The sequence below is a fragment of the Microbacterium sp. genome (genome assembly GCF_036566905.1).
Lineage (GTDB): Bacteria > Actinomycetota > Actinomycetes > Actinomycetales > Microbacteriaceae > Microbacterium.
In genome coordinates, this window is sequence record NZ_DATCVK010000173.1 from 1 (window position 1) to 25,625 (window position 25,625).

At 70.9% G+C, this 25,625-nt stretch carries 25 protein-coding genes; 9 read left to right on the forward strand and 16 right to left on the reverse strand.

Annotated features, from left to right (window positions below; genetic code table 11):
- Genes VIP82_RS13635 through VIP82_RS13650 form a run of 4 tightly spaced genes read right to left on the reverse strand, consistent with a single transcriptional unit; the run spans position 1 to position 3,147 of the window.
- Positions 1–747: a glucose 1-dehydrogenase gene (locus tag VIP82_RS13635; protein WP_331909477.1), complete on the reverse strand. Its 747-nt coding sequence runs from the start codon at positions 745–747 to the stop codon at positions 1–3.
- A complete protein-coding gene (locus VIP82_RS13640) occupies positions 744–1,781 on the reverse strand; it encodes an NADPH:quinone oxidoreductase family protein (RefSeq protein WP_331909479.1) in 1,038 nt (345 codons plus the stop codon). The genes VIP82_RS13635 and VIP82_RS13640 overlap by 4 nt, the downstream gene beginning before the upstream one ends.
- The gene (locus VIP82_RS13645; protein WP_331909481.1) at positions 1,768–2,358 is read right to left on the reverse strand and encodes a TetR/AcrR family transcriptional regulator; all 591 of its coding nucleotides are present in this window, start codon (positions 2,356–2,358) and stop codon (positions 1,768–1,770) included. Before VIP82_RS13645 ends, VIP82_RS13640 begins: the two co-directional genes overlap by 14 nt.
- A gap of 36 nt (positions 2,359–2,394) precedes the next feature.
- Positions 2,395–3,147 carry an SDR family oxidoreductase gene (locus tag VIP82_RS13650; RefSeq protein WP_331909483.1) on the reverse strand — a complete coding sequence of 251 codons (753 nt, stop codon included), beginning with the start codon at positions 3,145–3,147 and terminating at the stop codon, positions 2,395–2,397.
- A 294-nt stretch (positions 3,148–3,441) separates the two neighbouring features.
- On the opposite strand from VIP82_RS13650, the gene VIP82_RS13655 reads away from it, so the two are divergent.
- The 6 genes from VIP82_RS13655 (at position 3,442) to VIP82_RS13680 (ending at position 11,144) form a co-directional block, all read left to right on the forward strand.
- Positions 3,442–4,674: an acyl-CoA dehydrogenase family protein gene (locus VIP82_RS13655; protein ID WP_331909485.1), complete on the forward strand. Its 1,233-nt coding sequence runs from the start codon at positions 3,442–3,444 to the stop codon at positions 4,672–4,674.
- A gap of 62 nt (positions 4,675–4,736) precedes the next feature.
- Complete coding sequence (locus VIP82_RS13660) at positions 4,737–5,891, forward strand: AI-2E family transporter (protein ID WP_331909487.1); 1,155 nt, start codon at positions 4,737–4,739, stop codon at positions 5,889–5,891.
- Between the two features lie 181 nt (positions 5,892–6,072).
- Positions 6,073–6,261 (forward strand): hypothetical protein, encoded by a 189-nt coding sequence (locus tag VIP82_RS13665; RefSeq protein WP_331909489.1) that lies wholly within the window; start codon positions 6,073–6,075, stop codon positions 6,259–6,261.
- A 40-nt stretch (positions 6,262–6,301) separates the two neighbouring features.
- Positions 6,302–9,223, forward strand: a complete 2,922-nt coding sequence (locus tag VIP82_RS13670; RefSeq protein ID WP_331909491.1) for a helix-turn-helix transcriptional regulator — start codon at positions 6,302–6,304, stop codon at positions 9,221–9,223.
- A gap of 78 nt (positions 9,224–9,301) precedes the next feature.
- Positions 9,302–10,348 (forward strand): ATP-dependent DNA ligase, encoded by a 1,047-nt coding sequence (locus tag VIP82_RS13675; RefSeq protein WP_331909493.1) that lies wholly within the window; start codon positions 9,302–9,304, stop codon positions 10,346–10,348.
- A 7-nt stretch (positions 10,349–10,355) separates the two neighbouring features.
- Positions 10,356–11,144, forward strand: coding sequence for an SDR family NAD(P)-dependent oxidoreductase (locus tag VIP82_RS13680; protein ID WP_331909495.1), 789 nt, complete (start codon positions 10,356–10,358; stop codon positions 11,142–11,144).
- Here VIP82_RS13680 and VIP82_RS13685 read toward each other — a convergent pair.
- From VIP82_RS13685 to VIP82_RS13715, 7 genes are all read right to left on the reverse strand, one after another.
- A complete protein-coding gene (locus VIP82_RS13685; protein ID WP_331909497.1) occupies positions 11,112–11,612 on the reverse strand; it encodes a GNAT family N-acetyltransferase in 501 nt (166 codons plus the stop codon). The genes VIP82_RS13680 and VIP82_RS13685 overlap by 33 nt on opposite strands.
- 22 nt (positions 11,613–11,634) lie before the next feature.
- On the reverse strand, positions 11,635–12,675 hold the full coding sequence (gene ligD / locus VIP82_RS13690; RefSeq protein ID WP_331909499.1) for a non-homologous end-joining DNA ligase: 1,041 nt from the start codon (positions 12,673–12,675) through the stop codon (positions 11,635–11,637).
- A 52-nt stretch (positions 12,676–12,727) separates the two neighbouring features.
- Positions 12,728–13,324 (reverse strand): dihydrofolate reductase family protein, encoded by a 597-nt coding sequence (locus tag VIP82_RS13695; RefSeq protein WP_331909501.1) that lies wholly within the window; start codon positions 13,322–13,324, stop codon positions 12,728–12,730.
- A gap of 3 nt (positions 13,325–13,327) precedes the next feature.
- A complete protein-coding gene (locus VIP82_RS13700) occupies positions 13,328–13,804 on the reverse strand; it encodes an SRPBCC family protein (protein WP_331909503.1) in 477 nt (158 codons plus the stop codon).
- Positions 13,801–14,187: an ArsR/SmtB family transcription factor gene (locus VIP82_RS13705; RefSeq protein ID WP_331909505.1), complete on the reverse strand. Its 387-nt coding sequence runs from the start codon at positions 14,185–14,187 to the stop codon at positions 13,801–13,803. The genes VIP82_RS13700 and VIP82_RS13705 overlap by 4 nt, the downstream gene beginning before the upstream one ends.
- 126 nt (positions 14,188–14,313) lie before the next feature.
- Positions 14,314–15,489, reverse strand: coding sequence for an SseB family protein (locus VIP82_RS13710; RefSeq protein WP_331909507.1), 1,176 nt, complete (start codon positions 15,487–15,489; stop codon positions 14,314–14,316).
- Between the two features lie 53 nt (positions 15,490–15,542).
- Positions 15,543–15,959 carry a hypothetical protein gene (locus VIP82_RS13715; protein WP_331909509.1) on the reverse strand — a complete coding sequence of 139 codons (417 nt, stop codon included), beginning with the start codon at positions 15,957–15,959 and terminating at the stop codon, positions 15,543–15,545.
- A gap of 77 nt (positions 15,960–16,036) precedes the next feature.
- Here VIP82_RS13715 and VIP82_RS13720 point away from each other — a divergent pair, with 77 nt between their 5' ends.
- Positions 16,037–16,657, forward strand: coding sequence for a MerR family transcriptional regulator (locus tag VIP82_RS13720; RefSeq protein WP_331909511.1), 621 nt, complete (start codon positions 16,037–16,039; stop codon positions 16,655–16,657).
- Between the two features lie 91 nt (positions 16,658–16,748).
- Here the strand turns inward: VIP82_RS13720 and VIP82_RS13725 are convergent, their stop codons facing one another.
- A complete protein-coding gene (locus VIP82_RS13725) occupies positions 16,749–19,007 on the reverse strand; it encodes a carboxypeptidase regulatory-like domain-containing protein (RefSeq protein WP_331909513.1) in 2,259 nt (752 codons plus the stop codon).
- Between the two features lie 225 nt (positions 19,008–19,232).
- Here VIP82_RS13725 and VIP82_RS13730 point away from each other — a divergent pair, with 225 nt between their 5' ends.
- Complete coding sequence (locus tag VIP82_RS13730; protein WP_331909515.1) at positions 19,233–19,754, forward strand: RNA polymerase sigma factor; 522 nt, start codon at positions 19,233–19,235, stop codon at positions 19,752–19,754.
- Positions 19,741–19,989, forward strand: a complete 249-nt coding sequence (locus VIP82_RS13735; RefSeq protein WP_331909517.1) for a hypothetical protein — start codon at positions 19,741–19,743, stop codon at positions 19,987–19,989. The genes VIP82_RS13730 and VIP82_RS13735 overlap by 14 nt, the downstream gene beginning before the upstream one ends.
- A 6-nt stretch (positions 19,990–19,995) precedes the next feature.
- Here VIP82_RS13735 and VIP82_RS13740 read toward each other — a convergent pair whose 3' ends face one another.
- From VIP82_RS13740 to VIP82_RS13755, 4 genes are all read right to left on the reverse strand, one after another.
- Entirely contained in the window at positions 19,996–22,473 is a 2,478-nt protein-coding gene (locus VIP82_RS13740) for an ATP-dependent helicase (RefSeq protein WP_331909519.1), read from the reverse strand.
- An 82-nt stretch (positions 22,474–22,555) separates the two neighbouring features.
- Positions 22,556–23,437: a CHAD domain-containing protein gene (locus tag VIP82_RS13745; protein WP_331909521.1), complete on the reverse strand. Its 882-nt coding sequence runs from the start codon at positions 23,435–23,437 to the stop codon at positions 22,556–22,558.
- An 85-nt stretch (positions 23,438–23,522) separates the two neighbouring features.
- Positions 23,523–24,206, reverse strand: coding sequence for a LuxR C-terminal-related transcriptional regulator (locus VIP82_RS13750; protein ID WP_331909523.1), 684 nt, complete (start codon positions 24,204–24,206; stop codon positions 23,523–23,525).
- Positions 24,199–25,527 carry an ATP-binding protein gene (locus tag VIP82_RS13755; RefSeq protein ID WP_331909525.1) on the reverse strand — a complete coding sequence of 443 codons (1,329 nt, stop codon included), beginning with the start codon at positions 25,525–25,527 and terminating at the stop codon, positions 24,199–24,201. Before VIP82_RS13755 ends, VIP82_RS13750 begins: the two co-directional genes overlap by 8 nt.
- Between the last annotated feature and the right edge of the window lie 98 nt (positions 25,528–25,625).

A 25,625-nucleotide genomic window follows, 5' to 3' on the forward strand; every position in this document is an offset into this window, starting at 1 on the left:
CTACTTGTGCGGGATGCCGGCGATCATGCCGCCGTCGACGACGAACTCGGCACCGCTCGTGAACGACGAGGCGTCGGAGGCGAGGAAGACGATCGTGCCGGCGAGATCCGACGGCTCACCCGGTCGTCCGAGCGGGATGTCGAGATGAGCGGGATCGATGCGCGTCGTCATCTGCGTGTTGATGAAGCCCGGATGCACCGAGTTGACCCGGATGCCGAACGGCCCGAGCTCGACGGCGAGCGACTGCGACAGCCCGCGCACGCCGAACTTGGCGGCGGTGTAGCCGTGCAGGCCCGGGCTCCCCCGCATGCCCTCGACCGACGAGATGTTGATGATGGAGCCGCGCCCCTGCGCCTTCATGATCGGCACGACTGCGCGGCAGCCGAAGAAGACGCCGGTGAGATTCACGGCGATGACGGAGTCCCACTTCTCGGTGGTCAGATGCTCGATGGGCGCCGCGTTGGCGATGCCGGCGTTGTTCACCAGGATGTCGACGACGCCGAACGCATCGACGGATGCCTGGATCGCGGCATCCCACTCCCCCTCGTCGGTCACATCGAGGTGCGCGAACAGCGCGCGATCGCCGAGCTCTGCGGCGAGCGCCGCTCCGTCGTCGTCGAGGATGTCGGCGATCACGACGCGCGCCCCGGACTCGTGCAGCGCGCGCACGTATGCCGCGCCGATGCCGCGTGCCCCGCCCGTGACGAGCGCGACCCGGCCGTCGAGCGCGAACCGATCCGCGGTCACGTCGACACCGAGATCACGACGCGGCCCACCGTGGTGCCCGACGCGAGCGCCGTCAGCGCCCGCGGCGCGTCGGCGAAGGGAACGACGTGGTCCACGACGGGGTGGATCCGCCCCTCGTCGGCCGACCGCGTCAGCGCGGCGCGGGCCTCGTCGATGAGGTCGGGGCGCACGCCGGGGTACAGCCCCCAGTGCAGCCCCACCACCGAGTAGTTCTTGACCAGCACGTGCCCGGCGGGCACGGTCGGGATCGTGCCGCCGGCGAAGCCGACCACGATGATCCGCCCTTCGAACGCGATGCACTTCGTCGATGCGTCGAACGCCGCGCCGCCGACCGGATCGAACACGACGTCGGCGCCGTGGCCGCCCGTCGCGGACTTGACCCCGGCGACGAGGTCGTCGACCCCGCGCACGAGCACGATCTCGGCGCCCGCCTCGCGGGCCACGGCGGCCTTGGCCGCCGAGCCCACGACGCCGATGACACGGGCGCCGGCGGCGACGCCGAGCTGCACCGCCGCGAGTCCGACGCCGCCGGCGGCGGCGTGCACCAGCAGCCATTCGCCCTGGTGCAGCGCCGCACGACGGTGGAGCCCGAACCACGCGGTCTGGTAGGCGACCGTCAGTCCCGCAGCCTCGGCATCCGAGAGCGAGGAAGGAGCAGTCCACACATCGGATGCCGGGAGCACCGCGTACTCCGACAGCACGCCGATCTTCGACCCGACCACGCGCTCGCCGACCGCGACCGCGGAGACCCCGTCGCCGAGCGCGGCGACCGTGCCGACGAACTCGATGCCGGGGCTGAAGGGCAGTTCGGGCTTCACCTGGTACTCGCCCCGGCACAGCAGCACGTCGGGAAAGTTGGCCGCGACGGCCGCGACCTTCACGAGCACCTCGCCGGTGGCGGGTTTCGGCACGGGAACGGTGTCGAGCGACAGTGCCTCGGCGGGCTCACCGAGCCGCGCCACGCGCCAGGCGCGCATCGACGCGGGCAGAGCATCGGCGACGTCGGGCCTCACGGCCTCGTCAGGTTGCGGCATCCGTTCTCCTCAGACTGGTCAGGAACAGGTCGGTCAGCTGCTCGGCGACGAGCGTCTTGTCTTCGGGCCCCTCGGGCGAGTACCAGTGCGACAGGTAGTGCACATCGCTGAAGAAGTGGGCGACGAGCATGGCGAGCGGGATGTCGCTCCGGTACAGCCCCTCGGACTGCCCGCGTGAGATGAGCTCGGCGAACTCGTCGTGGTAAGCGCGGCGGCGGCGCGTGACCTCCTGCTGCCGGGGCGCAGACAGCATGTTGAGGCTGCGGAAGAACACCGCCCCCTCCTCCATGGAGTCGATCGAGGTCTCGAGGACGTCGACGCAGACGGCGCGCAGCACCTCGTCGACGGTGCCACCGCGGGCGATGATCTGGTCGAGGTGCGCCTTCTGCAGGTTCAGCAGCCGCTCGTAGATGCCGAAGAGCAGATCGTCCTTGGACTCGAAGTAGTGGTACATCGCGCCCTTGGTGACGCCGGCGGCCTCGACGATCTGCTGCACGCTCGTGTTGGCGTACCCCTGGCGGGCGAACAGCTCGACGGCGGCGCGGGTGACGTCGTCGGCGACGTGGGAATCCTTCATGCCTTCATCCTTCACCCGAACCGGCGGCGCTCCTCGTCAGACGAGCGGACGGATGCCGGCGCCGCCGTCGATCGCGACCGTCTGGCCGGTGATCCACGCGGCGTCGTCCGAGAGCAGGAACGCGACCGGTCCGGCGACGTCGGCCGGCTCACCGAGCCGTGCGAGCGGATAGGCGGCGGATGCCTCGGCCTCGTGCCCCTCGTACAGGGCCCGGGCGAACGCGGTCTTGATCACGGCCGGCGCGACGGCGTTCACGCGGATGCCAGGTGCCAGCTCGTACGCGAGCTGCGCGGTGAGGTTGATGAGCGCGGCCTTCGAGATGCCGTAGAAGGCGATGCCGGGGCTGGCACCGAGGCCGGCGACCGAGGCGATGTTGACGACGGAGCGGGAGAGCCCGGCGGCGAGCGCGGCGCGCGTCCAGTCGAGCGTCGCGACCACGTTGACCTCGAGGATCTTGCGGGCGGCCTCGACGTCGATGTCGACGATCGGGCCGTACACCGGGTTGATGCCGGTGTTGTTGACGAGGTGATCGAGCCGGCCGTGCCGCTCCGAGATATGCGCGAACACAGCGGCGCGATGATCGGCGTCGTCGGCGCGACCGGCCACCGCCGAGGCGGTGTCGCCGAGCTCCGCCACGGCGGCGTCCAGGGCGTCCTGCTTGCGGCCGGTGAGCACGACCGCCCCGCCCTCGTCGACGAGGCGCCGGGCGATCGCGAAGCCGATGCCACGGCTCGAACCGGTGACGAGCGACACCGTGCCCTCGAAACGGCGGGCGTGGTCGTGGGTCATGGCGCCTCCTTGCGACAGAACGACTGCGACGGACCGACATACCGGCTGGTCGGTTTTCCACGTTAGCAGACGGAGCCGGGTGCGTTTCGTCTCGCTTCGCTCGCTCAACGACCGGTGCGTCGGCAGGCTCACCTTGTCGCCTACCTCGACCCCGGTCGTTGAGCGAGCGAGGAACGAGCGAGACGAAACGCGGCCAGCAGGAATCCGATGACACTGAGTACTATGGTCGGTGGGATTCAGTTCCATGCGGACCGGATGCCGCACCACCCGCCAGCACGCGTCAGGAGCCCGATCGTGACCGACTTCCAGCCCCGCCCCGGTCAGAGCGTCGAAGGCTACGACGTCACCGCCCGCCGCGGCACCGACTACTACGCGGTCTTCGCCGACATCCCCGTCGCCGATCGTGAGGCCTGGGAGCGCGCCGAGGCGTACATCGACGAGGTCGGAACGCGCATGCTCGACGCGTGGGACACCGCCGAGTACCCGCTCGACCTCGCGATGCGCATGGGCGGGCTCGACCTCTTCAACGACGGCATCGTGCACCCGTCGCTCACGCGCCTGTCGCCCCTGGCGGCGGGCCTGGTGAACATGGAGATCTCCCGCGGCGACGGGTCCCTGGGCACGGTGCTCGCCGTCCAGGGCGGCCTCGCCCTGCGCACCCTCGCACTGTTCGGCAGCGACGCGCAGCAGGAGCGCTGGCTGGTGCCCGTCGCCCGCGGCGAGGTCCCGGCATCCTTCGCCCTCACCGAGCCCGACCACGGATCGGACTCCGTGTCGCTCGAGACCGTCGCGCGGCGAGCGGGCGACGAGTGGGTGCTCGACGGCGCCAAGAAGTGGATCGGCAACGGCGCCTCGGGCGGCATCACGTTCGTGTGGGCGCGCGTCGACTCCCCCGCCGACGAGTTCCATGGTGCGGTGCGCTGCTTCCTCGTCGAGCAGGAGACGCCGGGCTATGTCGGCACGGTGATCCAGGGCAAGGCGTCGCTGCGCGGCATCCATCAGGCGCACATCGTGCTCGACGGCGTGCGTGTGGCGTCCGATGCCGTCCTTCCCGGAACGAAGAGCTTCAAGGACGCCTCGACCGTCCTCTACTCGACACGGTCGGGTGTCGCGTGGTCAGCGCTCGGACACGCGACCGCCTGCTACGAAGCCGCCCTCGCCTACTCGCAGCAGCGCATCCAGTTCGGCAAGCCTCTCGCCAAGTTCCAGATGGTGCAGGAGCGCCTCGCGAACATGCTCGAAGAGCTCACCGCGATGCAGCTGTACTGCCGCTGGATGGCCGACCTCGAGGAGCGCGGCGAACTGCGCCCCACGCAGGCGTCGCTGGCGAAGTACCACAACACCCGCGCCGCGCGGCGGATCGCGTCCACGGCGCGCGACATGCTCGGCGGCAACGGCATCCTGCTCGAGAACGGCGTCATGCAGCACATGGCCGACATCGAGGCGATCCACACGTACGAGGGCACCGAGAGCGTGCAGGCACTGCTCATCGGCCGCGACATCACCGGGATGAGCGCTTTCGCATAGTCGGCGCGCGCCACGCGCGCAACCCGCAGGCTCCGGATGCCGCCTGCCAATACCCTCGGCGCATGGGACTGTTCCGGAACGACCCCCAGCGCGTCGTCGTCGAGTCGCACGACGTGGAGCCGCACGCGACCCGCGCCCCCTGGAGCCTGTGGGCCGACGGCTTCGGCAAGCTCGGCATCCGCGCGATCCAGATCATCGTGGTCGTCACGGTGGCCGCGGCCATCTTCTTCGCGATCCAATCGCTCACCCTCGTCACGATCCCGCTCGTCATCGCGCTGATCCTCGCGTGCGCGTTCCACCCGGTGATGAGCTGGATGCGGCGGCGCGGCATCCCATCGATCCTCGCGACAGTGATCACGCTGCTCGCCATCGTGGTGATCCTGGGCCTCCTGGGCTGGCTCATCGTGTGGGCGGTGCGCGACCAGTGGGACGACCTGTACGCGCAGGCCGAAGACGGCTTCCAGCGTCTGCTCGCCTGGACGCAGACGCTGCCGTTCGACTTCGTGCAGCCTGATCAGCTCGACGAGTGGGTGAAGACGCTCACCGACTTCGTCACGAGCGCGCAGTTCGGCTCCGGCGCCCTCGCCGGCGTCGGGGCGGTCGCGAACTTCGTGACCGGGCTCGTGCTGATGGTGACGATCCTGTTCTTCTTCCTCAAGGACGGTCCGCAGATGTGGGAGTTCCTCCTGCGCCCGTTCCGCGGCGAGAACTACGTGCGTGCGCGGCGCATCGGCGACAAGACCACGACGGTGCTGGGCTCGTACGTGCGCGGCACGGCGACCGTCGCCGCCGTCGATGCCATCGGCATCCTGATCGGTCTGCTCATCCTTCAGGTGCCGCTGGCGATCCCGCTCTCGGTGCTCGTCTTCCTGCTCGCCTTCATCCCGATCGTGGGCGCGACGGTGGCCGGCATCGTGGCGGCGCTCGTCGCGCTCGTCGCGAACGGGCCGCTCAACGCCCTCCTGGTCGTCGGGGTGGTCGTGCTCGTCAACCAACTCGAGGGCAACTTCCTGCAGCCCGTGCTCATGGGCCGGTCGATGAAGCTGCACGCGTTCGTCATCCTGGTCGCCCTGACCGTGGGCACGGTCCTCGGTGGCATCGTCGGCGCCGTGCTCGCGGTGCCCATCACCGCCGCGGCGTGGGGCGTCATCCAGGTCTGGGACGGGCCCGAGCTCCCCGCACGCTGGGCGCGGCCGAAGCGGCCCGTGGCGCACTGAGGCTTCGCCGGCGGCCGTGTCGCCGGCTCGCCGCCTTAGGCCGCGGGGCGGTCCGTCTAAGGCACCGCAGCCGTCAAGACAAGGCGATCGCCCGATGGGGCGGACCCGCCTTAGCGAGGACAGTCGTACCTGTCAGCACAACCGGAACCCTCCGACGTTCCGCCGCAGACAGGAGAGACTCATGAACGACACCACCTTCACCGGCTACATCCTCGACCAGCACCGCGCCGTCGACCTCGCTCGCGAGAACGAGCTGATGGTCGCCCAGCGCGAGCAGGGCCGTCCGGCAGAGCGCCCGCACGGGCGCACGCTCGCGGCCTGGTTCCGCACCGCGACCCACCACGACCCGCGCACCGCCGCCGTCGCGTAGCCGCATCCCGCCCACGCATCGAAAGTGCCACCATATGACCATGCCCGCACTCCACTCGAGCCCGCGCATGGTCGGCCGGCACACCGAGCTGGCCGCGCTGCTCGAGGCGTTCGACGCCGGCGTCGGCGGTACTCCGCGCACCGTCGTCGTGCGCGGCGAGGCGGGGGTCGGCAAGACACGACTGGTCCAGGAGTTCCTCGCCCTCGTCACAGCCGACCCGCTCGGCGCGCGGACGGCACCCGGCGAAGGCCCCGTCGTCGCCTTCGGCCAATGCGTCGACCTCGGACCGATCGGCGCGCCGTTCGGGCCCATCCGTCGCGTGCTGCGCGACCTGCACGCCGCGGTGGGCACGGACGCCCTGCGCGACGCCGCCGGGTCCGCGGCGGCGATCGCGAGCCTCGCAGCGCTCGTTCCCGGCATCGCCGACGAGCCTGCGGAACCCGACGAGCCCGCGGCCGAGTTCGCCGAGGCGATCGAGGTGCTCCTCGAGCAGCTCTCGCGGCGCCGGCACGTCGTCGTCGTGCTCGAAGACCTGCAGTGGGCGGATGCCGCGACCATGGCGCTGCTGAAGACCCTGGCCAGCACGCTTCGGGGCCGCCGGCTCACCATCGTCGCGACGTATCGCTCCGACGACATCGACCGCTTCCACCCGCTGCGCCCCGTGCTCGCCGAGCTCGACCGCACCCGCTCCGTCGTGCGTGTCGAGGTGGCTCCGCTCACGCCGGACGAGGTGGCCGAGCAGGTCGCCCAGCTGGCCGGCGGCCTGGATCCGCGTCTCGTGGAAGCCCTCGCGGAGCGCAGCGGCGGCATCCCGTTCCTCGTCGAAGAGCTGGTCGACCTCGGCGACCGCGCCCTGCCCGACACGCTGCGCGAACTCGTCCTCGCGCGCTACGCCCGCCTCGGCGACGACGCGCAGCAGGTCGTGCGCACGATGGCCGCGGGCGGCGTGCACGTCGACGATGACGTGCTCTCGGCGGTGACCGCGCTCGACGAGCGCGCGCTCGATGCCGCGGTGCGCGAGGCGATCGACACCCGCGTCATCACCGCCGACGGCACCGGCTACGCGTTCCGTCACGCGCTGACGCGCGAGGCGGTCGAGGGCGAGATGCTGCCGAGCGAGCGCGTGCGCGTGCACCGCCGCTACGCCGAGCACCTGCGCGACCATCGCGGCGACTCGCCCGACGACGCGTCCGCCGTCGCCGAACACTGGCTCGCCGCCCGCGACCTGCCTGCCGCGTTCGACGCGACGGTCGCAGCCCTCCGCCAATCGCGGTCGCGGTTCTCGCCCGCGACATCGGCGAAGCTGACCGAGCGCCTCGCCGAGCTCTGGGGTCAGGTGCCGGATGCCGAGACGCGCGCCGGCACGACCCTGCCCGCACTGCACCTCGACGCCGCGCAGGCGTGGAACGACCTCGGCGATCCCGAGCGCTCCCTGCGGTCCGCCAACGAGGGCCTCGCGGTCTGCCCCGACGATCCGCTCATGCGCGCGGCGCTGCTGCGGCAGCGGTACGTCCAGACCTTCAACCTCGAGCACACCGGCCGCCCCGCCGACCTCGACGAGGCCGTCGCGCTGCTGGAGGGCGTGGACGACCGCCGCGCCCGGGTGCTGCTGTCGCGCGTGCTCACCAACATGGCGATCGACGAGCACGGCACGTATGCCGCGGAGCACGCCGCGCGCGCCATCGCCCTCGCGGAGGAGACGGGCGACGACCCCGCGCTGGCGGTCGCACTGACCGTGGAAGCGTGGCGGCTCGCCGGCGACGAGGATCAGGATTCGGGCGCACTGGCGCCCCTGGAGCGCGCCGTCGCTCTGCGGCTGGACCCGCCGATGCGCGCCTACGTGGGCAACGCGCTCACCCACATGCTGGTGTCGGCAGGGCGCCTCCACGAGGCCGTCGTCGTCGGAACACAGCACTACGAAGACGTCGTCCGCGCCGGCATCGAACGGGGCTCCGGAGCGGCGATCGCCCAATCGGTCGCGTTCGCCCTGTTCGCCACCGGAGAACCCGAGACCGCGCTCCATTACGCGCGACGCGCGCGACGGCTGATGAGCCGGGCCGACGCAGCCTCCACGGTGCGCTTGCTCTCGTCGCACTTGGTGTGGGACGACCGCCCGCACGAACGCGACGACCTGCTCGCGACCGAGCGCGGCCGCATCGAGGAGTCGCAGCGCCTGTATCCCGAGAAGGCCGCCTGGTGGGCGGTCGAGCGGGCAGATGCCGCCCTGACCCTTCACGCCCGGGAGGGGACGGATGCCGCCACCGCTGTGCTGGCCGCCGCCGAGCATCCGGAGAGCCGCACGGTGCGCCGCTATGCCGTGCTGACAGCGGCGCTGCTGACGCACTCCCCCGGCCGCGCAGGCGACTCCGAGGTGCGGGCGCGCGTGGAACGAGCCCTCGACGGCTGGCCCGACAACGAGCTCGCAGGGCGCGTGTCGAGATTCGTCCGCGCCGTGCTCGCGGACGGCGACGGCGCCCCGGCCGACGACCGCGTGACGGCGTGGCGCGCCATCGTGGACGAGCTGAGCCCCGGCGGCATGCCCATCTGGCACCTGCAGACGGCGCGCTGCCGCCTGGCCTGGGCGTTGATCGACGCCGGCGAGCGCGACGACGCCGCAGACCTGCTGGCCGCGATCACAGCCGAGGCGCCGCCACTGGGTGTCACGCGCGTCGCGCGCTGGGCCGCAGAGCTCGCGGCGCAGGCCCGCCTCGTTCCGGCGGACACCGCCGCCGCCGCGCAGACGAAGGCCGGGATCGTCGCATCGCTCACACCGCGGGAGCTCCAGGTGCTCGAGCTCATCGCCGAGGGCTTCACGAATCCGCAGATCGGCCAGCGCCTGTTCATCAGCCCCAAGACGGCGTCGGTGCACGTCTCGGCGATCCTCGCCAAGATCGGCGCCGCCAACCGAGCCGAGGCCGCCGCGCTGTACGCCGCGGCGGTTTCTGCGTCCGCGTCGGCCTGACCGGGTGCGCCGCGGCCGCGGCATCCGCCTGCCCGTGAGCACTGTCGGGTGTCGGCGGACCACGGCAGGATGGTGCGCATGCCGTACGAGATCCCCGCGCCGATGCTCGCGAAGTCCGTGCCCGACGTCCCCGATGCGACGAAGGTGCCGGGCGGGCTCAGCTACGAGCCGAAGTGGGACGGGTTCCGCGCCCTGATCTCGTGGGACGGTGAGAACGTCGAGATCGGCTCGCGCGGGGCGAAGCCGCTGACGAGGTACTTCCCCGAGCTCGTCGAGGCGTTCGCCCGTGTCCTTCCCGAGCCGTGCCTGCTCGACGGCGAGATCGTCGTGCCGGTCGACCGCGACGGCCGCCGCCGGCTCGACTGGGAGTCGCTGTCGCAGCGCATCCACCCCGCGGCATCCCGCGTCAACATGCTCGCCGAGCAGACGCCGGCGATGTTCATCGCGTTCGACCTGCTCGCCGTCGGCGACCGCGATCTGCAGAACGAGCCGTTCGCGACCCGGCGCGAGACCCTCGTCGACCTGCTGCGCAACGTGCCCGATCCGGTCCATGTCACGCGCACGACCGACGACCCCGACCTCGCGCGCCGCTGGCTCGCCGAGTTCGAGGGAGCCGGACTCGACGGCGTCGTCGCCAAGCCGCTCGACCAGCCGTACGCACCGGGCAAGCGCACCATGTTCAAGATCAAGCACGCCCGCACCGCGGATGTCGTGGCGATGGGCTACCGGATCCACAAGTCCGGCGAGGGCGTCGGCTCGCTGCTGGTCGGCCTCTACGGCGAAGACGGCACGCTCTATCCCGTCGGCGGCGTCGCCGCTTGGAGCAACGCGCGCCGCCTCGAGCTCATCGACGAGCTGGCTCCGCTGGTCGAGCGCGATGCCGAGGGCCAGGCGCTGCGCGGCGAGGGCGAGAAGTCGCGCTTCCAGGCCGGCCGCGCCGACTCGTCCTTCGTGCGGCTGCGCCCCGAGCGCGTGCTCGAGGTGCGCTACGACCAGCTCGAGGGGTGGCGCTTCCGCCACACGGTGCAGTTCGAACGATGGCGTCCCGACCGCGACCCCCGCTCGTGCACGTACGAGCAGCTCGAAGTGGTCGCCGCCTACGATCTGGCCGACGTCCTGGTCTGAGCCGACGATGGCCGGTGATCGCTCCCCCTCGTTCGTCGTCACCGGCGCGAGCGGCGGCGTCGGCGCCGTGATCGCCGAGCACCTCTCGTCGATCGGACACGTGGTCAACCTCGACCCGGCGCCCGCCGCAGGCCCGAACTCGCGAGTGCATCACCTCCGCAGCGATGCGGGTGATGCCGCTGCGGCCGCGGCCGCCGCCGAGCTCGCCGAGACGCACGGCGAGCTGAGCGGCTGGGTCAACAATGCCGCCGTCTTCCGCGATGCCGGCCTCGCCACGGCCACCGCCGACGAGATCGGCGCCCTGGTCGCACTCAATCTCAACCTCACCCTCGTCGGGTGCCACACCGCCGTGAGGCACTTCCTCACCCGCGGGCGGCCCGGCTCGATCGTGAACGTCTCGTCCCACCAGGCGCAGCGCCCGGTGCGCGGCGCCTTGCCGTACGCCACCGCGAAGGCGGCGGTCGAGGGGCTGACGCGCGCGGCCGCGGTCGACCATGGCCCGCACGGCATCCGCGTCAATGCCGTCGCGCTGGGCTCGATCGCGACCGAGCGCTACGAGGAGTACCGCCGCACGCATCCGGGTGCCGACGAGCAGATGGCTGCGCTGCACCCTCTCGGCCGCGTCGGCCGGCCGCTCGACGTCGCCCGCGCGGTCGCGTTCCTGCTGTCGGCCGAGTCGGACTTCATCACCGGCGCGGTCCTTCCCGTCGACGGCGGACGCGCCGCACTCGGCTTCGACCCCGAGAGCACGGAGGACGTGTCGCTAAAGCGTCATGCTCAGAACGATCCGGCGTGAACCGCTTCGGGACTGGTCGTCTTCGACGCGGTGCATCCCGATCTTCTCGGCCACTCGCTCGGAGGCGCGATTGTCCGGGTGGATGATCGCGACCAGCTCCCGTGCGTCGACGTGTTCGCGCGCGAAGTCGCGACATGCCGTCGCCGCCTCGGTCGCGACGCCGCGACCTTGCCACGGCGAGGTCACGTGGTATCCCACCTCGAGTTTCCTGACTCCGCTGACTTCTTGCCACGTCAGGCCGCAGTCTCCGACGAAGTCGCCCGCGTGCGTCTCGATGATCCAGAGTCCGTAGCCGTGTTCGGCATAGTTCCGCTGGTTCCAATCGATCCACGCCGCCGCTTGTTCACGGGTCTTCGGCGCGGGGTAGAACCGCATGACTTCCGGATCACCCAACAGGCCCGCCATCGCGTCGAGGTCCGCCGGCGTCATCTGACGGAAGCGAAGTCTCGCCGTGTCTCGGGGAAGCACCTCAGCACGATGGGTGAGTCCTTCACTCATCCTTCGGCCAGTTCTCGGGGTTGATGCGGCTCGGCTGCACGCGCGGCGGCTCGCCCGGCATCTTGGGGAAGTCGGGCGGGAAGGGCAGCTCGCCGAGTCCGTCGTCGAGATCGCGCTGCCACCACTCGAGCAGCGTGTCGATGCGTCCCGGCTTCGCCAGCAGGTCCGCCCACGGGTCGCCGATCTCGGCGAGCCGCTGCGGCACGGTTCGCACCGTGAACGCGGTCGGGTCGACGCCCGCCTCGAGCTCGTCCCACGTGAGCGGCGTCGACACGGTGGCGGCGGGCAGCGCCCGCGGGCTGTAAGCACCCGCCATCGTCCGGTCGCGGTTCGCCTGGTTGAAGTCGATGAAGATGCGCTCGCCGCGCTCTTCCTTCCACCAGTTCATCGTCACCTTGTCGGGGAGGCGCCGCTCCAGCTCACGTCCGGCGGCGATGACGGCGTGGCGCACGTCGAGGAACTCCCACTCCGGCTCGATCGGACAGAACACGTGGATGCCGCGATTGCCGCTCGTCTTGAGGAACGCCGTGAGGCCTGCCTCTGCGAGCACGTCGCGCAGGGCGGGGGCGACGGCGGCGGCATCCGCGAAGTCCGTGCCGGGCTGCGGATCGAGATCGATGCGCAGCTCTACGGGGTTGTCGGTGTTCGCCGTCAGCGAGGCCCAGGGGTGGAACACGATGGTGTTCATCTGGACCGCCCACACCGCGGCGGCGATCTCGGTGAGGATGATCTGCGGATGCCGGCGCCCGCTGTTGTAGGTGACCGTCTGCGCCTCGACGAAGGCCGGTGCACCCTTCGGCGGGTTCTTCGAGTAGAACCGCTCGCCGTCGACCCCCTCGGGGAAGCGCTCGAGCGACACCGGCCGGTCGCCGTTCGCGGCGAGGAAGGGGCCGCTCACGGCGATGAGATACTCGGCCAGCTCCTGCTTGGTGATCCCCAGCTCGGGCCAGATCACGCGGCGGGGATTCGAGATCCCGACCTCGCGATCGCCGTCCGGACCGGGCACGGTGAGGGTGATGCGCTCCGAGGCCATGGTCCGACGCTAGCGGGCAGCTGCGACAGAGGCCACCGTCACCGCGCGCTCGCTACTTCTCGACGGGGAACACCATGTGCGTGACCCGCGTGCTCGGGATGATCGTCGTCGGGTCGCCCAGCCGCACGGCGGCCGGGTCGACGTCGGCGAAGTAGCGATGACCGCTGCCGAGCACGACCGGCACGAGGTCGACGGCGACCTCGTCGACCAGCCCTGCAGCCAGCGCCTGACCGGCGATCGTGCCCGCCGCGAGGGCGACCGTGCGTCCACCCGCGATCTCCTGTGCCCGGGCGATCGCCGCCTCGATGCCGTCGGTCACGAAGTGGGCGTTGCCGGTGTGGGCGTGGGCCCAGTCCGTCGGGGCCGCGTGCGTGAGTACGACGAACGGCACACCGAGCGGATGCTCACCCTTCCAGCCGTCGGTGATGTCGAACAGCAGCCGTCCGACGACGAGACAGCCGATCTGGCCGACCCAGTCCCGCCAGTAGTCGGCGCTTGTCGGAGCGAGGTGGAACGCCGCAGGTTCGCTCGCGGTGACGACCTCGACGTCTCCGGCCTCGTACCAGTCGAACAGGCGCCCGGGGTCGTTGTTCTCGTGCGCGACGAAGCCGTCGAGCGACATCGAGGCGGAGCAGACGACCTTGCCCATGCCTCAGCTCTCCCCGGCGAGCAGCTCGTCGAGCTTCTCGTAGCCTTCGCGCATGCCGCGCTCCATGCCCTCGGACTGCATGGCCTCGAGCGCCTCGACGCTCGAGAACACGCTGTGGTCGGCGATCCGCGAGCGGCCGCCGTCGAGCGACTCGAACCGGATGGCGTCGATGCTGACCTCGTCGGGCCAGCCCTCGTACTCGAACGTCTGGATGATCAGCTCGTTCTCGCGGATGGTGTGGAACACCCCGCGGAAGGCGTACTCCCCGTTGCCGTCGCGCTGGACGAAGCGGTAGCCACCACCGGTGCGGAAATCCCAGTGGGTGATCTCGGTGCGCTCCTCGCCCGGGCCGATCCACTGCCGGAACAGCTCCGGATCGGCGTGGGCGCGGAACAGGGCCTCGACCGGGGCGTCGAATTCGCGCGTGATGTCGGCGTACGAGGTGCCGGGAACGGCTTCGATGATGAGCGGGTTGCTCATGATTCCTTCTCCTTCTTCGTGTCGGTCGTGCGAGGGGTTCGTGAGGGAGGCGAGGCGGGGACGGTCTGCACGGCCGCCAGCACCGCGTCGAGCCGCCGGTAGGCGCGCTCGGCGTCGAGCCGGTAGCGGTCGATCCACGCCGTGAGCTGCTCCAGTGCGGTCGCCTCGAGATGCACGGGGCGGCGCTGCGCATCGCGAGACCTCGTGACGAGGCCCGCGTCTTCGAGCACCTTGATGTGGCGCGAGACGGCCTGCATGGTGATCGGGAACGGCTCGGCCAGCTCGCCCACCGTCGCCGGGCCGCGGCTCAGGCGTGCGATCATCGCCCGCCGCACGGGGTCTCCCAGTGCGACGAACGCCCGATCCAGCTCCTGGTCGTCCATTGATCAACTCATCCCTTTATCAACACCTATGTTGAATAGGGTACGCCCGGACGTGCGCATGTCAACCCCCGGATGGCACGCGGGACCGCCCGGTCGGCAGCGAGCCGGGACAGGCGGATCGAGCCCTCAGTCGGTCAGGGCGAGCACCGGGCCGAGCTCGTCGCGAGTGAGGCGGATCCACGGACCCGCGGGGTCCACGACGACGCCGGTGATGGCTGTGTCACCACGCACCGCCTGCGAGAGCTGGGCGCCGGTGATCGGTGCGGCGTTGTCGCCGCGGCCCATGACGGCGACCTCGAGCGGGTGCGAGTACACCTCGAGGTAGCGCGCCCCGTCGGCGTCGCGGGCCTCGGCGAGACCCGGCACTCCCCCTTCCGCCGTGCCGACGGCGACCCACAGCGGCACTCGCGTGAGAGCCTCCGCCACCTTGCCGTTGACCTCGGGCGTGCGCTCGGCGGCGAGCAGCGTCTTGACGGTGAGCTGCGGGTCGGCCTGATCGACGGCGCGCTGCAGCAGCTCCTTCGGCAGCACGGCACGCGACGGCGACGACGCGGGGTCGATGATGATCCCGTCGTACGAGCTCTCGAAGACGTGCCGCAGCACGGTGAGCACCGGCTGGCCCATGGCCGAGGTGTCGGTGTCGCCGTCGGCCTTCAGACTGGCTTGCAGCGCGGCGCCGCTCGAGAACACGAGGGCGAAGCTTCGTTCGCCGGCGGTCGCGACAGCCAGCGGCAGTCCCTTCCCCTCGGCGAGAAGCGTGCGCGCGTCGCCCTTGACGCGCAGGAAGACGTGCCCCTGCAGCAGCTGGCGCGTGACATCCAGCAGCGCCTGCGACGCCGGCGCATCGCCGACGCGGCCGAGTGCTGCCCGCAGCAGGACGTTGTCGCGGAGGCCCGGAACGGTCTCGGTCTGCTCCGGCGCCGTCCGCATCCACTCGCGGGTGCCGAGTCGCGGACGCGGGCCCGACGGCATCGGCGGGTCGCTCTCGGCCGGATCCTGCGGTGCCGAGGGCTGAGTGGCGGCGGGAGTGACGCCAAGCCCGCCGAACGATGAGACCGAGATCGACACCGATGCCGCGGCATCCGCCTCCCCCTCCCCTGCAGGCGGAGTCGCGTCGGCGCCGTCGACGGCCGCCTGCTCGCGCCCCGGGCCTGCGGACTCTTCGCCCAGTACCTGCTCGCTCACAGCGGGAGCGTCGGGGGCGGGCGTCGCGTCGCCGGTCGCCGCGTCAGCCGGCGACGACTCGGGCGAGGGCGTCGACTGCTCGGCGGGCTTCTTCGGACGGCGCGAGAACAAGGCCATTGTGCGAGCCTAACCCGCCACTGCGAGGCCCACGCCCGGTTCCCAGGGCAGGCTCAGCCCAGTGCGGAGACCCCCGCGACGATCACGCCGATGCCGACCGCGAGAAGGGATGCCGCGAGCACCACGACTCCCGCCCACAGGAGTGCGATGGCGCGCCCCGGACGCTGTGGGTCGCGCCCGAGCACCGAGAGGAAGAACCCGCCGGGGATCAGGATCGCGCTGGCCAGCACGCCGACCGACGCCCACTGCACGACGAGCGCCGCACCGGCGGCCGTGGTGAGCAGCAGGCTCACCAGCCCGAGGAGCACGAGGACGCCGGCGTGGGCGTGCCCTGCCCGGAAGAACGTCTTCTGCAGGCCGTTGAACGGCAGACCGCCCGAGGCGATCCGCAGCAGGAACGTGCCGCCCGACATGATGCCGATGACGGTGAGGATCGTCGCGCCGGCGACGATCGTGAGGATCGGGTCCATGATGACCTCCGTTGGATAGTTACGCTCTCCAATATTAGATAGCTATAGTATCCACCACAAGGGTCGGGAGGGCCGCGATGAAGATCTCTGAGCTGTCGGAGCGGAGCGGTGTCCCCGTCGCGACCGTGAAGTTCTACATCCGCGAGGGCATGCTGCCTCGCGGGGAGACCTTGTCGGCGACGCGCGCCGAGTACGGCGAGGAGCACCTCGCCCGCCTGCGGCTGATCGCGGCGCTCGCCGATGTGCGCGGCCTGCCCCTGGTGCGGGTGCGCGAAGTGCTCGACCTCGTCGATTCCCCTCTCGACGACCCGATGGAGACCCTCGGGCGCGCGGTCGGCGCGCTGCCGCCCTACGTGGAAGGCGGCCGGGACGACTACCCGCGCGCCCGCGACGCGATCGCAGCCCTCGGTCTCACGTACGACGCCGACTTCACCGCGGTGGCTCAGCTCGACGAGGCGCTGCGCGCCCTGGATGCGGCCGGGTTGGATGCCTCACCCGCCGTACTCGGCCGCTACGGCGACGCGATGCGCCAGGTCGCGGCCCACGAGGTCGCGCCGATGGCGGGCATGTCACGCGCCGACGCCGTGACCTACGCCGTGCTGGGCACAGCGATGTACGAGCCGGTCATGCTCGCACTGCGCCGCCTCGCCCACCACCATCTCCTGGTGGAGCGGGGCGCGTCAGCGTCGGGCCGCTGAGCGAGCGGGGCGAGACGAAACGCGGTGCGCCGGGGACGACCGAGGGCCGACCCCTCCTGGAGAAGCCGGCCCTTCGTTGCCGATGAGTGCTCTAGCGCGTGGCGACGGGCCCCGTCGGCACCGACGTCTGCATGACGCTCTGGTAGCCCGGCAGTGATCCGGTCACCACGACGGTCAGGCGCGCGCCCGCCAGGTCAGGCGTGAGCTCGAGCGAAGCACCAGTCTCGTTGGCGATCGGTTCGCCGTCCGCGAGCCACTGGAACGCGAACTGCGTGCCCTCGGTCCACCCGCGCGGGTGAGCCTTCACGGCAGCGCCGACGCGGAGCTGACCGGTGACCTTCGGGATCGATGAGTCGAGCACCGGGAGGGCGGCTGAGCCGAGGACGGCGTCGATTCCGGTGCGCTGCTCGGCATTCACGAGGCGGATCGGGGTCGCCGAGTCGGAGTCCGCCGCGTTCTCCCACCACTCGGTGACGAGTGCGCCGTCTACTTCGGCCGAGAACGACACCCGGTACGAGCCCGCAGGCAGCGCGGTCATCGACCACGCTCCGCTCGCATCGGTCTGCGCGCCGTCTCCCCACGTCCCGGCGTCGACCGACACGCTGACGCCCTCGAGCGGATTCCCGGTCGCATCGGTCACAACGCCAGAAAGCGAGGCGGAGTTCGTCTCGAGCACCGAGCCATCCTCGACCGAGAGCACCGCGTCGATCCCCTCCGCGGTGGTCCCCGCGACGGTGACGAGGTCGTCGGCGGACGCGAGGTCCGGCGCGTTGTTCCACCACTCGCTGAGGAACGACCGCTCACCGACCTGGGTCCGGAATTCGAGGCGATACGAGCCCGTGTCGAGTCCCTGGAAGCGGTACGAGCCGTCGGGTGCTGTCCACGCGTTCGCGAGCCAGGTGCCATCGACGGCGTGCAAGGAGACCTGCGCGTCAGTCAGCGGAGCCCCGCTGCCATCACGAACGACTCCGCTGATCCCCGCTCCTGGCGAGAGCACCGGACTGACGCCCGCTACCGATTCGCCTTCCCCGAGCGTCAGCACGTCAGCTGCCGCCTCGGTCTTCGCATCGTTCCACCACTCGCCAGCGACGTTCGTCGCCGCCTGGTCCGTCTCGAACTGCACGCGGTAGTCGCCGGGGGCAAGCCCGCTCAGCGAGTAGGTGCCGTCCGGCGAGGTGCTCACCCCGGTCGGGAAACGTGTTCCATCGCCGGCGGTCGGCCGCGCCCAGACCGCGACGTTGCCCACCGGCTGCCCCGCCTCATCGGTGACGACGCCGGCGATCGTAGCCCCGACCGTGAGTTCGCCGTCGACGGATGTCGTCGATCCGGCTTCCACCGTCACGGGAGTAGCCGACCAGACGTCGGCCGCATCGTCGTACCACTCGCCGAGAAGAGATCCCCAAGTCGAGAACTGCACCTTGTACTCACCAACGGCCAGCCCCGTCACGCTGTACGCACCCGATGCATCGGTTGCTGCCGATCCGGCCCAATCGCCGATGCCATCGCTGCTCGCGCGGTAGACACCGATGTACGCGTTCGGCGCCGGAGCGCCTGTCGTGTCCGTCACGACACCAGAGATGGACCCCGCCCCCGCGAGCACGGCGTCGATTCCCCACACCGAGCCGCCGCTGGAGACAGTGACGACCTCAGCGTCCGCGCGAGAGGCCGCATCGTCCCACCACTCACCGGCGACCGGACCGCTCACGCCGAGCGGAGCGAACTCGATGGCGTATCCGCCCGCCTTCAAACCGGTCAGCTCGTAGGCGCCGGCGGCGTCGGTGTTCGTGTAACCGCTCCAGTTCCCGAAGGCCGGGTCGATCGCACGGACCGACACTCCCGGCACCGGTGCACCGGACTCATCGGTCACCGTGCCGCTGATCGTTGCGCCGGCGCTGAGGCTCGCGCTGATGCCGGTGATCACCGTGCCGCCTGAGACGGTGAGGGTCGTCGCCGACCAGACGTCCGCAGCATCCTCCCACCACTCGGGTGTCAAGCTCGCCGACGCGTAGCCGGTCTGGAACTCGATGCGGTACTCACCGTCGCGAAGCCCGGCGAGGGAGTAGGTGCCGTCCGCGCCGGCGGGCGCCGACGTCTCCCACATCCACGTGCTCCAGTCCGACCGATAGCGGTGGGCGACCACCTGCACGTCCGCGGCCGGCTCGCCGGCTTCGGTCGTCACGACACCCGAGATCGAACCGCTCGCCGCCGGCTCCGGCGGCGGATCCGACTCGACTCCCCACGCCGGCTGGCCCCCGATCAGTCCGGCGACAAGCGCGCCGGTGAGGGCGACGATCGACCAGGTGCGGGCGACACCGGGCGCGGAGCGCCGGCGTGGCGAGGGAACTGTCATCGGTCCTGCTTTCTCATCGGATAGGTCGCCCAGGCGACCGCGATCGGGTGGCGGAGGCTGGCCGCCGTGCCTGCACATGTAGTTGTCGGAGCGCTCGAGATCCTGACCAGAGAGGATCACGATTCGGTAACGTCGCCGGGGGTTCTCCACACGTCCCCGACCGTGGGCCCGGCGCCGCGACCGCGATGTGCTTACGTTGATCGCTTACGCGCATAAGGACCTCGAGTGACCGATCCCCCCGGCTCGACGGCGACGATGGAGTCGCTGTTCGAAACGCATTACCCCTCGCTGGTGCGTTTCGTGTTCCGTCGGGTCGGCGATCAGCAGCTCTCGGAAGACCTCGCCGCCGAGTGCTACGTGCGCGCGATCCGGCAGGCGCGACGGGCGCCGATCAACGCCGGTTGGCTCTACGGCACCGCGCGCAACCTCATCGGCGACGCCTACCGTCGTCGGGAGCGCGAGCGGCGTCTGCTGCAATCGCTCTCATCGACGATCGCCGAATCATCAGAGACGGATCATTCGCCGTTGATCGGCGCTCTGTCGGAGCTCAGCGCGCACGACCGCGAGCTTCTCGTCATGCTGCACGTCGACGACCTGCCCGCCGCCGACGTCGCCGAGGTCCTCGGGGTGTCGCTGCCGACGATGTGGAAGCGGGGCAGCAGGGCGAGAGAGCGCCTTCGCGGCATCCTCGTTCGCACCGGCCACACGTCGCGGGGCGGGGGTGTGTTCGCCGTTGAGATGGACTGACGAGCAGATCGCCGACGAGCTGCACCGGCACGACCCGGCGCAGCGCCTCACCGATGACAGGATCGACTTCGCCACCGCGCGGGCGAAGCTCGCCGCCGCCGCCGGCTCCCTCACGCCTCGACGTCGGTCGCGCGTTCCCCGACGGTCGCTCTTGATCTCGGCCGTCGCGGTGACTGCCGCCGCGGCGATCGCCGGCACAGTGTTCAGCTACACGCTCTGGGAGACGGAGGAATAGTCGCCGTCAGAGCTTCGAGATCGGCGCGATCTTGATCAGCAGCTTCTTCGGCCCCGCCGAGTCGAAGCGGACGTGCGCCACGCGCTTCGCGCCCTCGCCCGTGACGGCATCCACTCGACCCTCGCCGAAGTCGTCGTGACGGATGCGGTCGCCCGGCGCCAGCTCGAGATCGCCGTTGTCGCGCACCTTCGAGGGGATCTTGTTCGCGAAGCGCTCGAGGTTGCCGGTCGGCTCGCGGCGCGCGAGCGGCACGAGATCGTCACCGTACCGCTTGCCTGAGCCGGAACCGGACCCGCCGAAGCCGCCGCGGCGCGCGTTGAGCGCGCGCGACTGCGTGCCGCCGCGCGAGTTGACGTCGCCCGGCGACTGACGCCAATGCAGCAGCTCGAGCGGGATCTCCTGCAGGAAGCGGCTGGGCATCGCGACCGTGACCTCGCCGAACTGGGCGCGGGTCATCGCGAGCGACAGGTAGAGGCGCTGACGGGCGCGCGTGATGCCGACGTAGAACAGGCGCCGTTCCTCCTGCGGCCCGCCCGGCTCCCCCGCCGAGATGCGGTGAGGGATGAGGTCCTCCTCGACGCCGGTGACGAACACCGCGTCGTATTCGAGGCCCTTGGCGGTGTGCAGGGTCATCAGCGACACCGAGCCCGAGGCGTCCTCGAGGTCGTCGGCGTCCGACACGAGCGCCACCTCGGTGAGGAAGTCGAGGAGCGTGCCCTCGGGGTTGTTGCGTGCGAACTCGCGGGCCACGGCGACCATCTCGTCGAGGTTCTCGATGCGGGCCTCGTCCTGCGCGTCCTTGCTGGCACGCAGCGCGTCGTAGTAGCCGCTCTTGTTCAGCAGCAGCTGCAGGCCGTCGGCGACGGCGGTCGGCGGTGCGAGCTCGCCCGACGCGGGCAGCATGATCTCGGTCGCCTCGGCCAGGACCGCGTCGAGATGGGCGATCGCCGCCTGGATCTTGGGGCCGACCCCGAGCGCCGACGAGTTCGCGAGCGCGTCGCGGAACGTGATCTGCTGATCGACGGCGTAGCGCGAGATGGTCTCGATCGTCACATCGCCGATGCCGCGTCGCGGCCGGTTGATGATGCGGCGCATCGCCATCTCGTCGGCGGGATTGGCGACCGCCACGAGGTACGCGAGCGCGTCTTTGATCTCGGCGCGCTCGTAGAACTTCGTGCCGCCCATGATCTTGTACGGCAGCGCGGAGCGGATGAAGATCTCTTCCAGCGCACGGGACTGCGAGTTGGTGCGGTAGAACACCGCCATCTGCGAGTAGTCCACGCCCGCGCGCCGCAGCGCCTCGATCTCGTCGGCGACGAACTGCGCCTCGTCGTGCTGCGAGTAGCCGGTGAAGCCGATGATCTTCTCGCCCTCGCCGACGTCGGTCCAGAGGCGCTTGTCCTTGCGGTCGAAGTTGTGGCTGATGACGGCGTTCGCGGCCGACAGGATGTTCTGGGTCGAACGGTAGTTCTGCTCGAGCAGCACGACCTTGGCGCCCGGATAGTCCTTCTCGAACTCGCTGATGTTGCGGATGTCGGCTCCGCGGAACGCGTAGATCGACTGATCGGAGTCACCGACGACCGTGAGCGACGCACCGTCCTCGGCGGCCGGCTCGGCCTCGAAGATCATCATGCCGCCGGAGCCGGCGAAGGGTGCGGCATCCGATCCGGGCGGGCGCGTCAGCTCGTGGATCAGCGCGTACTGCGCGTGGTTGGTGTCCTGGTACTCGTCGACGAGCACGTGCCGGAACCGGCGTCGGTACACGTCCGCCACCTGCGGGAAGGCGCGGAACAGGAACACCGTCTGCCCGATGAGGTCGTCGAAGTCGAATGCGTTCGCCCGCTGCAGCTCGCGCTGGTACGCGGCGAAGAGGTCGACGAAGACCCGCTCGGCAGGGTCGCTCATGTTCGCCGTGCGGGCGTAGGACTCGGCATCCGCCAGCTCGTTCTTCAACTTCGAGATCTTCGACTGCGTGGCCGCGGGCGTGAGCCCGAAGGCGTCGGCCTCGTGCTCTTTGACGAGCCGCTTGATGAGCGCACGGGAATCGCCCGAGTCGTAGATCGTGAACGACTTCGTGAACCCGAACTGCTCGGCCTCACGGCGCAGGATGCGCACGCACGCCGAGTGGAACGTCGAGATCCACATGCCGCGCGCCGAATCGCCGACCAGGTGCTCGACGCGCTCGCGCATCTCGCCGGCGGCCTTGTTCGTGAACGTGATCGCCAGGATCTGGCTGGGCCACGCCTCGCGGTTGCGCAGCAGCGAGGCGATGCGGCGCGTGAGCACGCTGGTCTTGCCCGAGCCGGCACCGGCCACGATCAGCAGCGCCTGCCCGCGGTAGGTGACGGCTTCGCGCTGCTGCGGGTTGAGTCCGTCGAGCAGGTCCTCATCGGAGCGCGCGCCAGAGCGTGGCGCAGCGCCTCCGTCGAGAACGATCGGACGAATGGTCCCCGCAGCGGGCGCGGTGGGAGTGGCGTCGGTCATGTCCCACCAAGTCTAGGTCGCCCGGCCGACACCGGCCGGGCGCGCTGCCGACCTCGCATCCCCGGACGTGGGCCGGTGTTGCTCACGAAAGACGGGATGCCGCGGCCTTCAGTCGCCGCATCGCCTGCGGGACCTCGTCGAGGCGTTCCGCCGCCTCGTCCCGCGCCACCTCGGCGATCCTGTCGTACGCGTGCGACAGCTCCCCCGCGCGCCCGGCGAGGGCTGCTTCGTGATCCACCCGCTCGGCGAGCAGCATGGCGTCGCGGTGCGCGCCGAGCGCATCGTGGATGTCGTCGCCGGCCTCGACGAGTGCCTCCATCTCCTTCGTGCGCAGCTCGGGAGCGGCATCCGTGACGGATTCCGCCACATACCGCATGCGACGTGCGGCCTTGCGGAGGGCGTGGTAGCGCGCATCCGTGCCGTCGAGGCGGGACTCAGCCTTCTCCACGCGACGCGCCTGTCGCGCCACCGCTGCGGACAGCACCTCCGCAGCCTCGCGATCGGGCTCCACGGGATTCGCCGCATCGACGAACTCCCGCAGCAGGCGGGCGCGCTCTTCGGCGCGCGGAGAGGCTGCGAGCTCCACCAGCCGCTGATGAGCCACCGAATACGCCTCCTGCTCGCTGTCGACGAGCCGCCGCCGCACGTCCGGATCGTCGATCTCCGCCCGCGCCAGCATCTCGGCCGCGACCTCGGCGCGCACCTCGATGTCGCGCACGACACCGAGTTCACGCCCCCACTCCGCGTAGGCCACGCGCACCCGCTCGGCTGCGCGGGCGTCGAGTGCGTCCCGGAAGCCGCCGAGCACGCTGCGCAGGCGCCTCACCCGCACGCGGTGCTGATGCACACCGTCGGGCTCGTCGGCGACCGCGGCCGGCAGGGTCGCCTCGACCTCGTCCGCGGCGCGGCGCACGATCGCGCCGAGCACCTCGCCGAGCATCAGGCTCCCCTGCGGTCTTCCCACGTCCCGAGCCTAGAGATGCCGGCCACGTCGCGCGATCCTCACCTTCTCCGACAGGCGAGCACGCCCTGAAGGCCGCGGACGCGGTTCAGAGCAGGCGGCGCTCCGATGCCCACGCCGTCAGCTCGTACCGCGACGACAGCTGCAGCTTGCGCAGCACCGCCGACACGTGCGACTCGACCGTCTTCATCGAGATGAACAGCTCGGCCGCGACCTCCTTGTAGGCATAGCCGCGGGCGATCAGCCGCATCACCTCCTGCTCGCGCGCCGACAGGCGATCGAGCTCGTCGCTGGTCGCGGCGGTCTCGCCGACGGCAGCGCCGAAGGCGTCGAGCACGAAGCCCGCGAGGCGCGGGGAGAAGACTGCGTCACCCTCCGCGATGGCATGCACCGCGCGGCTGACTTCGGCTCCGGACGACCCCTTCGTGATGTAGCCGCGCGCGCCGGCGCGGATGACCCGCACCACGTCCTCCGCGGCATCCGACACGCTCAGCGCCAGGAAGCGCGTCGTCGGCACCGCCGGGCCGGCAGCGCGGATCACGGCTTCGCCGCCCGCCGCGTCGGGACCGGATGCCGCGGCGCCCTGCCCGGACGGCAGGTGCACGTCGAGCAGCACGACGTCGGGCCGGGTCGCCTCGATCACCGACACGGCGGCGGCGGCATCACCTGCCTCGCCGACCACCTCGATCGAGCCGTCGAGGTCGGCACGCAGGCCCGACCGGAAGATGGAGTGGTCGTCCACGATCACGACCCGCACCGGTGCCTCAGCCATGTGCATCCCCCGTTCCCACTTCGGAATCTGCGGGGTTCACACGGCCAGTCGCTCCACCTGGCGCGCCGGCGGCCGAAGGAAACGCCTGGGGAGCAGTCACGAATCGCAGGTGCACCTCGGTGCCTCCACTCACTCCGCGGCGCACGGTCGCGGATCCCCCGGCGCGCCGCATCCGGCCGAGGATGGACTGACGGATGCCGAGCCTGTCGTCGGGCACATCGGCCAGGTCGAAGCCGGGCCCCCGGTCGCGGACGTACACGTCCACGGCGTTCTCGTTGCCCTCGATGTACACCGAAACGTCACCGCCGGCGTGGCGGGCAGCGTTCAGGATCGCCTCGCGGGATGCCGCTGCGACCTCGCCGCTCGCACGCTCCGCCGGCAGTCCCGCCGAGACGACGTCGATGCGCACCGGATAGTCGAGCTCGAGCGCGGCGGCGTAGTCGCGCAGATCGGTGGCGAGGTCGCTGTCGGCGGGAGCATCGCCGTCGTAGAGCCACGCGCGCAGTTCGCGCTCCTGGGCGCGGGCGAGGCGGGCGACCTCGCTGGAGGCGCCGGCGCGGTTCTGGATGAGGGCCAGTGTCTGCAGTACCGAGTCGTGCAGGTGAGCGGCCATCTCGGCGCGCTGCTCCTCGCGGATGCGACGCACACGCTCCCCCGACAGCTCGCGCCATTTGTCCACCAGCATCGAGGAGTACACCAGCACGATCCCCACGAGCGGCATCAGGGCGTAGACGAAGCCGGCCACTCCGACCTGCTGGAGCGTCGAGAGCTGCGCCAGCAGCAGCACGATCAGCACCATGGTCACCGCGGCGCGCACGACGTTCTCGTGCCGGGGACCCCGCGCCGGGTCGCGCCGATCGACCAGCGTGGCCCACGAGCCTGCCGCGACTGCCACGGCCGTCGCGACGAAGACGCCGCCGATCCACCCGGGCAGCGAGGCTCCGACGACGCCGTTGCCGGCGAACACGGCGATGGCCGCGACCGTCGCCAGCGTGGCGACGATGGACCCGGCCGTCAGGATCCAGGCCACCGGCGCCCGGCGCGTCGGCACCTGCGGGCCGTGCGCCTCTGCTGCGGGGTCACCGGTCGCGACGTCGTCCCACGGCATGAAGAGCCACAGCCACGCATAAAGCAGCACGCCGGCGCCCGAGACGAGCGTGAGCGCCAGGAAGGTGGTGCGCACCATCCAGACGGGCCAGCCGAGATGCCGCGCGAGCCCGGCGGAGACGCCCGAGACCACGCAGTCCCGTGGCCGACGCAGGGCGGGACGCTCGAACGCCGTGTGCACCGCGGGGGCGGTGACAGTCGCGTTCGAGGGCAAGCCGCCATCCAATCATCGCCCGCCGCCCCCGACCACACCGGGGCACGAGGATCAGGGAAGGGTCAGGGGATCACCCCATAGCGGGCACCGTCTCACCG